Origin of the sequence: Pantoea sp. ACRSB (assembly GCF_022346905.1) — a bacterium.
Taxonomy (GTDB): Bacteria; Pseudomonadota; Gammaproteobacteria; order Enterobacterales; family Enterobacteriaceae; genus Pantoea; species Pantoea piersonii.
This window is the reverse complement of the sequence record NZ_JAKRNL010000002.1, coordinates 288428-302103: the sequence shown is the minus strand read 5'-3', so window position 1 is coordinate 302103 and position 13676 is coordinate 288428. Positions and strand designations below refer to the sequence as shown.

At 62.8% G+C, this 13676-nt stretch carries 11 protein-coding genes; all 11 read left to right on the top strand.

Annotated elements, in window-relative coordinates; translation table 11 throughout:
• The first annotated feature begins 271 nt into the window (after positions 1-271).
• On the top strand, positions 272-1741 hold the full coding sequence (locus MHZ89_RS07710) for an aldehyde dehydrogenase family protein (RefSeq protein WP_311782515.1): 1470 nt from the start codon (positions 272-274) through the stop codon (positions 1739-1741).
• Positions 1742-1769: 28 nt separating this feature from the next.
• A complete protein-coding gene (locus MHZ89_RS07705; RefSeq protein ID WP_120453444.1) occupies positions 1770-2438 on the top strand; it encodes a haloacid dehalogenase type II in 669 nt (222 codons plus the stop codon).
• A gap of 10 nt (positions 2439-2448) precedes the next feature.
• On the top strand, positions 2449-3726 hold the full coding sequence (locus MHZ89_RS07700; RefSeq protein ID WP_311782514.1) for an FAD-binding oxidoreductase: 1278 nt from the start codon (positions 2449-2451) through the stop codon (positions 3724-3726).
• Positions 3727-3773: 47 nt separating this feature from the next.
• Entirely contained in the window at positions 3774-5360 is a 1587-nt protein-coding gene (locus MHZ89_RS07695) for an ABC transporter substrate-binding protein (RefSeq protein WP_311782513.1), read from the top strand.
• A gap of 24 nt (positions 5361-5384) precedes the next feature.
• Complete coding sequence (locus MHZ89_RS07690; RefSeq protein ID WP_311782512.1) at positions 5385-6341, top strand: ABC transporter permease; 957 nt, start codon at positions 5385-5387, stop codon at positions 6339-6341.
• Positions 6338-7186 carry an ABC transporter permease gene (locus MHZ89_RS07685; RefSeq protein WP_311782511.1) on the top strand — a complete coding sequence of 283 codons (849 nt, stop codon included), beginning with the start codon at positions 6338-6340 and terminating at the stop codon, positions 7184-7186. Before MHZ89_RS07690 ends, MHZ89_RS07685 begins: the two co-directional genes overlap by 4 nt.
• Positions 7183-8847, top strand: a complete 1665-nt coding sequence (locus tag MHZ89_RS07680) for an ABC transporter ATP-binding protein (RefSeq protein ID WP_311782510.1) — start codon at positions 7183-7185, stop codon at positions 8845-8847. Before MHZ89_RS07685 ends, MHZ89_RS07680 begins: the two co-directional genes overlap by 4 nt.
• Positions 8848-8960: 113 nt before the next feature.
• Entirely contained in the window at positions 8961-10292 is a 1332-nt protein-coding gene (locus MHZ89_RS07675) for an FAD-binding oxidoreductase (RefSeq protein ID WP_311782509.1), read from the top strand.
• Positions 10293-10302: 10 nt separating this feature from the next.
• On the top strand, positions 10303-11151 hold the full coding sequence (locus tag MHZ89_RS07670; protein ID WP_311782508.1) for a GNAT family N-acetyltransferase: 849 nt from the start codon (positions 10303-10305) through the stop codon (positions 11149-11151).
• Positions 11151-12077: a glyoxylate/hydroxypyruvate reductase A gene (locus MHZ89_RS07665; protein ID WP_311782507.1), complete on the top strand. Its 927-nt coding sequence runs from the start codon at positions 11151-11153 to the stop codon at positions 12075-12077. Before MHZ89_RS07670 ends, MHZ89_RS07665 begins: the two co-directional genes overlap by 1 nt.
• Before the next feature lie 185 nt (positions 12078-12262).
• A complete protein-coding gene (gene gabT, locus MHZ89_RS07660; RefSeq protein ID WP_120454192.1) occupies positions 12263-13579 on the top strand; it encodes a 4-aminobutyrate--2-oxoglutarate transaminase in 1317 nt (438 codons plus the stop codon).
• Positions 13580-13676 lie beyond the last annotated feature (97 nt).

The following is a 13676-nucleotide window of genomic DNA, read 5'->3' as shown; positions in this document are numbered from 1 at the left end:
TTTAGTGCAAGTTTCATGCGCAATGCACCACGGTAACGCATGAATTTTGTGAGCCAAATCATCTGTTTATTCCTTCGGCAATTACGCAAAATTTCCTGTTTCAATACGGCAGAAAATTTTTTTGCGCTGTTTTAAACGCATTTTTATTTTTCAGCTGGCTGGCATACTTTCTGCATTACCTTTTTGCACAAGCTTATTAACGCTGAATATAAGTCCTGCTTTAGCGCTAATTACCTGATGGTTGACGGGTGTAACAAATAAGGATTTATCCATGTTAAGTTTCGACCCTGAAAAAGTTTCGCTTCCTGTCGGCCATTATATTGACGGCCATCACGTTCAAACCCAGGGCGCGGCGTTCGCCGTCAGACGTCCGTCCGACGGCAAAGCCTACGCCACGCTGCATGAGGCGGACGCCGCCGATGTTGACCGCGCGGTGCAGCTCGCGCACCAGGCGCTGAAAACCAGCGGCTGGTCTGGCTGCGCCCCGCGCGAGCGCGGCCGGGTGCTGCGTCGCTGGGCCGATCTTATTGAGCAGGACAGCCTGCTGGCGCAGCTGGAGGCGCTCGGCTCCACCCGTCCTATCGGCGATGTCATCCAGCATGAAATTCCGTTCACCGCCGAAGCGATTCGCTTCTATGCCGAGTGCGCTGATAAGTACAGCGGCGATCTTTTTCCAACGCGCGACAGCAGCCTCGGCATGCTGATCGCTGAGCCTTACGGCGTGGTTGGCGCCATTACGCCGTGGAATTTTCCGCTGTCGATGGCGTCGTGGAAGTGCGGCCCGGCGCTGGCGGCGGGCAACGCGGTGGTGCTCAAACCCTCCGAGCTTACGCCCTTTTCAACGGTGCGCATGGCTGAACTGGCGGTGCAGGCCGGCCTGCCGGCTGGCGTGCTGAATATCGTGCAGGGCAGCGGCGCGGTGACCGGCCACGCGCTGGTGACGCATCCGCTGGTGCGCAAAGTCTCGTTTACCGGCTCGACCCTGACCGGCGCGCGCATTATGAGCGACGTGGCGCAGCATGGCATGAAGCCGGTCACGCTGGAGCTGGGCGGCAAAAGCCCGCAGCTGGTGTTTGACGACGCGGGCGACATCGAGGTGGTGGCGCAGCGCATTCTGCGCGGCTTTACCGCCAACGGTGGCCAGGCCTGCGTGGCGGGCACCCGTCTGATTGTGCAGCGCGCCATCGCTGCGCCGCTGCTCGATCGCCTGAGCGCGCTGTGCCGCGGCGTGCAGCCGGGCGTGACCTGGAGCGGCGACAGCCGCTACGCGCCGCTGATCGATGAACGGCAGGGCAAAAAAGTCGCCTCCGTGATCGCCGCCGCGAAGGCGCAGGGCGCGGAAGTGCTGGTCGGCGGCGAGCGTTTCGCCGACACCGGTGAGGGCTGGTTCTGGCAGCCCACCTTGCTGTGCGGCGTCACCGAGGATAACCCGGCGGTGCAGCAGGAGATTTTCGGCCCGGTGCTGACGGTGCAGACCTTCGACGACGAAGAAGAGGGCCTGCGGCTGGCGGCGCATGAGATTTATGGCCTGTGCGCGGGCGTGCATACCCTGAGCCTGCCGCGCGCGCTGCGCGCCATACGCGCCATTGAGGCGGGCACCGTGTGGGTCAACCGCTACGGCCGCTCCGGCGACTTCATCATTCCCACCGGCGGCTTTCTTGGATCCGGCGTCGGCAAAGATTTGGGGCGGCAGGCGTTTCAGGCCTGCCAGCGTCAGAAAAGCGTACTGATCGATTTTTAACTTTTCCTGATTAAAACGAGGTCGCGTCATGGCACTGTTTAAACCGAAATTCATCACCTTTGACTGTTACGGCACGCTGATTAACTTCGATATGGCGGGTGCGGCGGCGCGCTGTTTTAAGGCGCGCGTGGCGGCTGACGAGATGCAGGCCTTCACAACCGATTTCGCCCGTTATCGTCTGGATGAAGTGCTGGGCGCCTGGAAGCCTTACTACGACGTGGTGAGCAACGCGCTGCAGCGCACCTGCAAAAAATGGGGCGTGGCGTGGGATAAGGCCGACAGCGACTTTATCTACACCGACTGCGCCAGCTGGGGACCGCACCCCGACGTGCCTGCCGGGCTGGCGAAACTGGCAACCGAGTTCCCGCTGGTGCTGCTCAGCAACTCGATGAAGGATCTGCTGCCGCACCATATTCCGCGTCTGGGCGCGCCGATCCATATGGCGATCACCGCGGAGGAGGTGGGCGCTTATAAACCGCAGATGAAGGGCTTTGAATATATGCTGCAGAAGCTCGACTGCCGCCCGGACGAGATCCTGCACGTCTCCTCCAGCTTTCGCTACGACCTGATGACGGCGCACGATCTCGGCATCACCCATAAAGCCTGGGTTAATCGCGGTCACGAACCGGCTAACCCCTACTACGGCTACACCGAAATCCATGACATCGGCGCATTGCCTGCCGTCGTTGGACTCTGAGGAGTGCGCTATGAAACTCGAATCGTTCTGGCAGGCCACGGCACCGCCGTTTCACGGCGCGGCGCAGGGGTCGCTGCCGTCGCATGCTGACGTGGTGGTGATCGGCGGCGGCTTTACCGGCGTTTCGGCAGCGCTGAGCCTGGCGCGCAGCGGCCTTGACGTGGTGCTGCTGGAGGGCGGCGAGGTGATGAGCCAGGCCTCGGCGCGCAACGGTGGACACTGCAATACCGGCGTGGCGCAGAACTTCGCCTCGCTGGTGGCGAGCCAGGGCATCGAGAAAGCCAGCCGCTTCTACCGCGCCTACGACGATGCGGTCAGCTATGTCGAACAGCTGGTGCGCGATGAGCGGATCGACTGCGATTTTCGCCTGTGCGGCAAGCTCAAGCTCGCCAGTAAGGCGTCGCATTTCGCCGGTCTGCGCGAGGCCTGGGAGCTGATGCGCCGCACCGTGGACCCGGAGATTGAGCTGCTCGGCAAAGAGGCGATCCGCCGCGAAGTTGACAGCGACGCCTTTCACGGCGGGCTGCTGCAACAGCGCGGTGGCCAGATGCATATGGGCAAATTCGGCGTCGGCCTTGCGGCGGCGGCGGCGCGCAGCGGCGCGAAAATCTTTCCACACCACGCCGTAACCGGCTTAACCCGCCTTGACGGCTATCGCCACCGCGTACAGACCGCCAAAGGGGAGATCCTCGCCGACAAGGTGCTGATGGCGACCGGCTGCTCTAACGTCGGGCCTTTTCGCTGGTTTCAACGCCGTATCGTGCCGGTGGGCAGCTTTATCGTGGTGACGGAGCCGCTGGGCGATGCGTTAATCCGTCGCGTGCTGCCAAACGATCGTACCTATGTCACCTCGCTCAACCTCGGCAACTACTTCCGCACCACCGCCGATCGTCGGCTGGTATTTGGTGGCCGCGCGCGCTTTGCGGTCAGCAATCCCACCTCCGATTCGCGCAGCGGCGACATCCTGCAGGCCTCCATGGCCAGGCTCTTCCCGCCGCTGGCGCAGGCGCGCATCGACTACTGCTGGGGCGGCATGGTGGATATGTCTGCCGACCGGCTGCCGCACGCGGGCGAACATGACGGCGTTTTCTACTCCATGGGCTACAGCGGCCACGGCACCCAGATGTCGGTGTGGATGGGCGCGGTGATGGCGGATCTGATCGCCGAAAAAAGCAATCGCAATCCCTGGCAGCGCGACGCCTGGCCCGCGCTGCCCGGTTATCACGGCAAGCCGTGGTTTTTGCCGCTGGCCGGACTCTATTACAAAGCCAAAGATCGTTTCTCTTGATGCTTCATTCCAGGGGTTGAACCTTAAACGCTATTGAGGGTACGCAGATGAGTAAAAATGATAATAACGCGCTGACGCGCATGCTGACCGAAGGCACGCTGTCACGCCGCGGCCTGATGAAAATGCTCTCCGCCGGCGCGGTGATGAGCAGCGGCATTATCGGCTTCCCACAGCTGGGCTTTGCCGCCGAAACGCCGGTGAAAGGCGGCAAAATACGCGCCGCGATGTCAAACGCCTCCGCGACCGATACCCTTGACCCGGCCAAAGCCAACAACAGCGGCGACTATACCCGGCAGTGCATGTTCTACAACGGCCTGACCGAGCTGGATAAAGATCTCAAAGCCCTGCCGGCGCTGGCGGCGTCGCTCGACTCCAGCGACGGCATCACCTGGCAGATTAAGCTGCGCAGCGGCGTGACCTTCCACGACGGCAAGCCGCTGACCGCTAAAGATGTGATCTACTCGCTGAGCCGCCATAAAGATGCCGCGGTCGCCTCTAACGCCTTTAAAATCGCCGAGCAGTTCCAGAGCCTGAACGCGGTAAATGACAACGAAGTGCAGCTGGTGCTGAGCCAGGCAAACTTCGATCTGCCCTATATTCTCGCCGCGCCGCCGTTTTTGATCGTGCAAGACGGCACCAAAAACTTTACCAAAGGCATCGGCACCGGGCCTTACGTCTGCAAGGAGTTTACGCCGGGCGTACGTTCGGTCGGCAGCAAAAATCCCAACTATTTTAAGCCGGGTTTGCCGCATCTCGACGAGGTGGAGCTGCTGGGCGTTACCGACCAGGCGGCGCGCGTCAATGCCCTGATGTCGGGCGATCTGCATATCGTCTCGACCCTTAGCGCTAACGACTGCAAGCGCATTAAGGCGACCAGCGACTTCGCCGTACTGGAGAGCAAATCAGGGATGTACACCAACCTGATTGTGCGCACCGATATCAAACCGGGCAGCAACGAAGACTTTGTGCTGGCGATGAAATATCTGCAGCCGCGCGAGATGCTGGTAAAAACCGTACTGCAGGGCTACGGCGACGTCAGCAACGATACGCCGGTGCCGCCCTGGCATCCGCTCTATAACGCCGAGCTGAAGCCGCGTCCGCTCGACGTGGAAAAGGCGAAATTCCATATCGAAAAGGCGGGGATGAAGGGCGCGACGGTAGAGATCGTCACCACGCCGAATATCGAAGGGGCGGTCGAAGGCGGCCAGCTGATCCAGCAGGTGTCGCGTAACGCCGGCATCAACGTGAAGGTACGCCGCGTGCCCTATGACGGCTACTGGTCGACGCACTGGACCAAAGATCCCGTGGGCTACGGCTCTATCAACCCGCGGCCAACGCTCGATATGCTCTTCTCGCAGTTCTACCTGTCTGGCGCGCCCAACAATGAGTCGGGCTGGAAGAACCCGCAGTTCGACCAGCTGGTGACGGCGGCGCGCGGCGAGCGCGACCAGGGGAAACGCAAGCAGATGTACGGCGATATGCAGAAGCTGATCTACGACCACTGCGGCACCATTATTCCTACCTTTATCAGCTCCACCGACGGCTACAGCAAAAAGGTGAAGGGCGTCGAAGCCTGGCCCTCCGGCATGATGATGGGCTACCGCTTTCACGAATTCGCCTGGCTGTCCGCTTAACCCTCTCTACGCTGGAGAACGCCGATGAACCGATACATGATGTTCCTGATCGCCCGCCGCGCAGGCGCTGGCATCCTGACTTTGCTTATCGTCTCGGCGGTGGTGTTCTTTATCACCAGCCTGCTGCCGGGCGACGCGGCGCAGATGATCCTCGGGCAAAACGCCACGCCGGAAACGGTGGCGGCGCTGCGCGCCCAGCTTGGGCTGGATCAGCCGCTGCTGCTGCGCTACTTCAGCTGGCTGGGCGGCATGTTGCAGGGCGATTTCGGCACCTCTTTCGCCAGCCATCTGCCAGTGATGCAGCTGGTGGCGCAGCGCATTCCCGCCACCTTTGAACTGGCGGCGATCACCACGCTGATTTGCGTGCCGCTGGCGCTGCTGATTGGCATAACCGCCGCCATGACGCGCGGGTCGATGCTGGATCGCGTGCTGGTGATCGGCACCATGGCGACGGTGGCGGTGCCGGAGTTTCTGGTGGCGACGGTGGCGGTGCTGATCTTCGCCGTCAAGCTGCACTGGGTATCGGCGATGTCGTTCGGCTCGCCGAATATGGATCTGGTCAGCTACCTGAAAGCCTACGCGCTGCCGGTGCTGACGCTCTGCTGCGTGCTGGTGGCGCAGATGGCGCGCATGACGCGCGCCGCCATTATCAACCAGCTCGACAGCCCCTATCTGGAGATGGCGCTGCTGAAAGGCGTGTCGCCGCTGCGCGCTGTGCTGCGCCACGCCTTGCCCAACGCGGTCGGCCCTATCGCTAACGCGATTTCGCTCAGCCTGTCCTATCTGTTCGGCGGGGTCATCATTATCGAAACCATCTTCAGCTATCCCGGCCTCGCCAGCCAGCTGGTGGATGCGGTAAGCAACCGCGACCTGCCGGTGGTGCAGTTCTGCGTAATGCTGTTCGCCGGCTGCTATCTGCTGTTGCTGCTGCTGGCTGACGTGCTGACCATCGCCTTCAACCCGAAATGGAGAAGCGCATGACTATTTTACTTCCCGTTCGTCTCTTTCAGTCGCTGTCGATCTCAGGGCGGCTGGGCTTAACGGTCTCGACGTTCTGGCTGCTGATGGCGATTTTCGGCAACCAGCTGGCACCGCACAACGTCGAGGATATCGGCGGCGGCCCGCTGTTCGGCGGCTTTACCGCGGACAACTGGCTCGGCACCGACGCGCTGGGGCGCGATATTCTCAGCCGAATCCTCTACGGCGCGAAGTTCTCTATCGGTCTGGCGCTGGGCGCGGCGCTCGGCGCCAGCCTGATCGGCACGCTGCTGGCGCTGCTGGCGGCCGTGACCGGCCGCTGGCTGGAGGAGATACTGGGTCGCGTTAACGACGCCATGCTGGTGCTGCCGGGCAAAGTGCTGTCGCTGATGATCGTCGCGGTATTCGGCTCTTCGCTGCCGATGCTGCTGCTCACCGCCATCTTCACCTACTGGCCGGGCGCGTTCCGCATCGCCTTCGCTATGGCGGGCAGCCTGCGCAATATGGACTATGTGCGCGCCTCCCGGCTGCGCGGCGAGAGCCGCTGGTATATCGCCATTCATGACATCCTGCCCAATATGGTGCATCCGATGCTGGCGGATTTCGGTCTGCGCTTTGTCTATATCGTCCTGCTGCTCAGCGGCCTGAGCTTCCTCGGCCTCGGCGTACAGCCGCCCTACGCCGACTGGGGTACCCTGGTGCGTGAAAATATTCAGGGGCTGTTTGACGGCTCGCCAGCGGTGCTGATGCCTGCGTTGGCGATCGCCAGCCTGACTATCGGCGCTAACCTGTTTATCGACAGCCTGCAACAGATGCGTCCGCTGACGCTGGCGAAGGAGGGGGTATGAACGTGATGCCGCATACCGCAATGCCGGTGATCTCGGTGGAAAAGCTGCGCGTCACGGCGCAGAGCGACAAGGGCGAATCGATTGACCTGGTGTCAGATATCCGCTTCACCGTACAGAAAGGAGAGGTGCTCGCCCTGATTGGCGAATCGGGTTCCGGGAAAACCACTATCGCCATGGCGCTGATGGGCTATGCCCGCCCCGGCTGCCGCATCGCCGAAGGCAACATCCACGTGGCGGGCGTCGACGTCAACAGCCTCAGCCCGCAGCAGCTGCGCGAGTTTCGCGGCAACAAAGTCGCCTATATCGCCCAGAGCGCGGCGGCCTCCTTTAATCCCGGCATGAAGATCATCGATCAGGTGATCGAGCCGGTGGTGATCCACGGCACCATGACGCGCAAAGCGGCGAAGGCCAAAGCGGTGGCGCTGTTCCGCGAGCTGGCGCTGCCCAACCCCGATACCATCGGCGACCGCTGGCCGCATCAGGTTTCCGGCGGGCAGCTGCAGCGGCTGATGACCGCGATGGCGCTGATCGGCGATCCCGACGTGGTGATCCTCGACGAGCCGACCACGGCGCTCGACGTCACCACCCAGGTGGAAGTGCTGAAGGCCTTCCGTCGCGTGGTGGCGCAGCGCGGCGTCACCGCCATCTACGTCAGCCACGATCTTGCCGTGGTGGCGCAGATGGCGGATCGCATTCTGGTGCTGCTGCGCGGCCAGATCGCCGAATATGGCGCCACTGATCGGCTGATTGGCGCGCCGCAGGCGGAGTATACGCGGCTGCTGATGGACGCGGCGCGACAGACAGAGCGACCCAGTCCGTGGCGCGAGGCGAGCGGCGAGCTTCAGCCGCTGCTGGAGGTGCGCGATCTCTGCGCCGGCTACGGCCCGCGCGACAGCGACGGCCAGCCGAAGATCCGCATTCTGGAGGATATTAACCTCAAGCTGTGGAAAGGGCAGGCTATCGGCATTATCGGCGAGTCGGGTTCAGGCAAAACTACCCTGGCGCACGCCATCGCCGGTCTCAACGCGCCCTGTCACGGCCATATGCTGTTTAACGGCCACTATATTGCGGGCGATATGCACCGGCGGCCAGATAATGAGCTGCGCCGTATCCAGTATGTGTTTCAGATGGCGGATACCGCGCTCAACCCGGCGCACAGCGTTGAGCGTATCCTGGCGCGGCCGCTGGCGCTGTTTCACGGCCTGCGCGGCCAGGCGCTGACCCAGCGGCTGCATCAGCTGCTCGATCTGGTGAAGCTGCCGCGCAGCGTGCTGTGGCGACGTCCCTGGGCGCTCTCTGGCGGTCAGAAACAGCGCGTCAATCTGGCGCGCGCGCTGGCGGCGGAGCCGGATCTGATCCTGTGCGACGAAGTCACCTCGGCGCTGGATACCGTCGTCGCGGCGGCGGTGCTGGATCTAATCAGCGAGCTGCGGCGCGAACTGGGCCTGTCAGTGCTGTTTATCAGTCACGATATGCACGCGGTGCGGGCGGTCTGCGACAATATTGTGGTGATGAAGTCGGGACGCATTGTGACCCAGCTGGCGCGAGAAGATTACGACAAGCCGACCCGCGAGCTCTATTTCGAGCGCCTGAAACGCGCGGTGCCGGAGCTGCGGCAGGGCTGGCTGGACGAGCACGAAGAGATTTTGAAAGCGGAATAGGGCTATCTGGCTTGCCATATTGTCCCAGCAGTGCGCTGGGCATGAACAATCTGGCTGCGCCAATAAGGCCCTTACCTTGTGCGCTGTTGACTGCAAAAAGAGGTACTAACGCTATGCCCGCTCCACTCCGCTATGTACAGGACAGCGCCGACTTTCCCGACGCCGTCGATGTGGTAATTATCGGCGCTGGCATCGCCGGGGCCGCCGCCGCCTGGGAGCTGACCCGAAAAGGGGTGAAGGTGGCGCTGCTGGAAAAGGGACTGGTCGGCGCCGAACAGTCGAGCCGCAACTGGGGCTGGTGTCGCCAGCAGAACCGCGACGAACTCGAGCTGCCGCTGATTATTCATGCGCTGCGACGCTGGGGCGAGCTGGGTCAGGAGACCGGTGAAGATCTGGGTTTCCGGCGCAGCGGGCTAATCTACGCCACGCGCAACGAGGCGGATATCGCCGCGTGGGAGACGTGGAATCGCATGGCGAAAAATTACGGCGTGCGCAGCGACATCCTGACGGGCGAACAGGCGAAGGCCGCCACGCCCGGCAGCACCACCCGCTGGCTCGGCGGCGTCTCATCGCCTACCGACGGCCACGCCGAGCCGCGCCTGGCCGCGCCGGGTCTGGCGATTGCGGCCCAGCGCCTTGGCGCGCTGGTGTTTCAGCAGTGCGCGGTGCGCGGGCTGGATATCGCCGCCGGGCGCGTCAGCGGCGTCTGGACCGAGCGCGGCCTGATCAAAACCAGCCGCGTGATCTGCGCGGCGGGCGCGTGGACGTCGATGTTCTGCCGCCGCCACGGCATCGACCTGCCGCTCGGCAACGTTATCGGCACCGCCTTTCGCACTCAGCCCATCGCGCAGGCGATCGGCGTGCCGCTCTATACGCCTGGCTTCGCCTGTCGTCCGCAGCTTGACGGCAGCTATACCGTTTCTGTCTCCGGCCGCGGCCGCCTGGAGCCGGGCGCGCAGGGCATTCGCTACGCGCGCCAGTTCTATGCCACTTTTAAAAGCCGCCGCAAAAATCTGCGTCTGAATATCGGGATGAAGCCCTTTTTTCACGGCCCGGAAGCGCTCGGCGGCTGGGCTTTCGATGGCGAATCGCCCTTTGAACGCACGCGCATCCTCGATCCTGCCGCCGACGCCGCTACCGTACAGGAGGGATTAACTGCCATGCGCAACGAGTATCCGGCGCTGTCTGGCCTTAAACTGGCGCAGGCCTGGGGCGGGATGATCGACAGCACCCCCGACGCCATTCCGGTTATCTCCACCGTGGCGAAGCTGCCGGGCCTGGTCCTGTCGGCCGGCTACAGCGCACACGGCTTCGGCATTGGACCGGGCGCGGGACGGCTCGCCGCCGATCTCGCCACTAACGAGACGCCGGTCGTTGATCCCACAGCTTATCGCTACAGCCGTCTGGTTGACGGCAGCGCACTTGAAACGCCTGGCATGATGTAAGGAGCAACGCATGACCACCATTTTTCGCGCCCTGACCGCGCACGATATTGAACGCTGCCACGCCATGACGCAGCAGCTGAAGTGGCCGCACCGCCGTGAAGACTGGCAGCAGGCAATAATGCTCGGCGAGGGCGTAGTCATAGAGGAGCAGGGCGAACTGCTCGGCAGCGCTATGCTCTGGCGCTGGGGTGAACGCGCCGCCACCATCGGGCTGGTAATGGTGGATGGCCAGCAGCAGGGCCGCGGTCTGGGCAAACAGCTGATGCTGACTTTGCTGGAAAAGGTGCCTGACTATAACGTGCGGCTGCACGCCACCGAGATGGGCAAAGGGCTTTATGAGAAGCTCGGCTTTGTGGTCACCGGACAGATCCTTCAGTACCAGACGCGCTCGCTGGACGCGACACCGACGGTCTCTCTGCCTGCCGGGCTGCAGCTGCGTCGCGCGCTGGCGCAGGACGCGCCAGCGCTGACCGCGCTTGATCAGCAGGCTCACGGCATGCTGCGTCCGCAGCTGATTGCGCATCTGATTCACCAGCATCAGACCGTCCTGCTGGAGGATGCGCAGGGCGAGATCCACGGCTTCGCCAGCCTGCGCCGCTTCGGCCACGGCTGGGCGATCGGGCCTGTTATCGCAACCGCCTTTGCCGTAGCGCAGGCGTTGATCGCCTCGCTGATGCAGGGGCTGCGCGGCGAATTTGTGCGTATTGATACCGACGCCGCGCTGCCGCTGGCAGGTTGGCTCGCCACGCTTGGGCTGGCGCAGGTGGATAATCCCACCACCATGGTGCGCGGCACACCCTGGACGCCGCCAGCGGGCGGCATGCAGGCGTTTGGCCTGATGACCCAGGCGATGGCCTGATGCAGATCCTCTATAAATCGGACCCGCAGCGCGGCGCGCTGTGGCAGCAGTGGCTGGCGCAGCATGCGCCCGATATTCAGCTCCACCTCTGGCCCGAGATCGGCGACCCGCAGGAAATCGAGGTGCTGATCGCCTGGCAGCCGCCAGAGAAGTTAATGGAGACCTTTCCCAATCTGAAAGTGCTGCTGTCGGTGGGGGCGGGCGCGGATCAGTTCGATCTTGCCGCCTTGCCGCCCGGCCTGCCGGTGGTGCGCATGATTGAGCCAGGGCTGACGCAGGGCATGGTGGAGTACGTCACCTTTGCGGTGTTCGGCCTCCATCGCGATATGGTGCGCTATCTGCAACAGCAGCGCGAAGAAAAGTGGCTGGCGCACAGCGTAAAACCCGCCGCTACGCGGCGCGTCGGCGTGATGGGGCTGGGCGAACTGGGACAGGCCGCGCTGCGGCAGCTGGCGTCGTTCGGCTTTGACTGTGCGGGCTGGAGCCGTACGCCGCGCGAACTCGACGGCGTGGAGTGCTTCCACGGGGCTGCCCAGCTCGGCGCGTTTCTGGCACGCAGCGACATCCTGGTTTGCCTGCTGCCGTTGACGGCGGAGACGCGCGGCCTGCTTAACCGCGACCTCTTTTCTCAGCTGCCCAGGGGCGCGGCGCTGGTGCAGGCGGGACGCGGCGCGCAGCTCAACCATCAGGATCTGCTGGACGCCCTCGACAGCGGCCAGCTTGGCGCGGCGGTCATTGACGTGACCGACCCCGAGCCGCTGCCGCCAGCCCATCCATTCTGGCGACATCCCGCTATCTGGCTGACGCCGCATATCGCCAGCCAGACGCAAAACGAAAGCGCCGTTGCCGCGCTGCTGGAGAACCTACGCCGCTATCAGCGCGGCGAGGCGATGATCGGCCTTATCGATCGCGCGCGAGGTTACTGATACAGGTTGCCGTTCTTAACGCGCCGCGCCGCATCAACTGACGCGCGTGATATGAAGAAATTTCCCTGCTGAAAGGGCACCGATTTTGACAGGAAATGCCGCAGCCTTACCCATAACGGCAGCATGCTGAACCAGTGGGTTGCGATACTTGAGCCAACCGAACGTTACGTGGATGAGGTATGAAAATGCAGAATGTCATGGCCGAACAACAGACCTATTCAGACAACAGTTTACTGCTGGACGCGCGCGCGCAGAACGTGCCGCGCGGCGTAGTGACCGCGCATCCGCTGGTCATTGAGCGCGCAAAGGGCAGCGAGGTCTGGGACGTAGAGGGCAACCGCTATCTCGACTTCGTTGGCGGCATCGGCGTGCTCAACGTCGGGCATAACCACCCGGCGGTCGTTAATGCGGTGACGCAGCAGCTGGGTCTGGTATCGCACGCCTGTTTTCAGGTGGTGGCCTATCCGGGCTATATCGAACTGGCGCAGCGTCTTAATCAGCTGGTCGGCGGCGATGAGGCCTATAAAAGCGTCTTCTTTACCAGCGGCGCGGAAGCGGTAGAGAACGCGATTAAAATCGCCCGCGCCCACACCAACCGCTCTGGCGTTATCGCTTTTGACGGCGCTTTTCATGGTCGCACGCTGCTTGGCGTTACGCTGACCGGCATGAGCCAGCCCTATAAGCAGAACTTTGGGCCTTTCCCGGCGGATATCTATCGTCTGCCGTTCCCCAATCCGCTGCATGGCGTTACGGAAGTAGACTGCCTGAAGGCGCTGGATCAGCTCTTTGCGGTGCAGATCGCGCCGGAGCGCGTGGCGGCGATCATTATCGAGCCGGTGCAGGGCGACGGCGGCTTCCTGCCGGCCGGCCCGGCGTTTATGCAGGCGCTGCGTCGCATCACCGAGCAGCACGGCATTGTGCTGATCTGCGATGAAGTGCAGACCGGCTTTGGCCGTACCGGCAAGATGTTCGCCTTCCAGCATCTCAACATCAAACCCGATCTGGTAACGGTCGCTAAAAGCCTCGGCGGCGGTCTGCCGATCTCCGGCGTGGTGGGCAAAGCGGCGATAATGGATGCGCCAGCGCCGGGCGGCCTGGGCGGCACCTACGGCGGCAACGCGCTGGGCTGCGCGGCGGCGCTGGCAGTGCTCGATCTGCTGGAGCATGACAACCTGCTGGCGCGCGCCGAACAGCTCGGCGAACAGCTGCACGCGCGGCTGCAGCAGCTGGCGGAAAAGTACGCCTGTATCGGTGACGTGCGCGGCCTGGGCTTTATGCTGGCGGTGGAGATTCTTGATTTTGAAACCGGCAAGCCCGACGCCGCGCTGACGCAGAAGATCCTCGACAGCGCCTGCCAGGAGGGCCTGCTGCTGATCAAGTGCGGCATTCAGCGCAATGTGGTGCGCTTCCTTGCTCCGCTTGTTACAACTGATTCACAACTTGAGGAGGCGCTGCATATTTTCGATATCGCCCTGGCGCGCGCCACCGGCCGTCTGGGATAACGCCGCCTTCCTCATTGATATTCCTGAAATAATTATAATTTTTCCTGATGGATAACACGCACGTTAGCGCTGGCGCTGGCGGCGCAAAGCGTGTTAT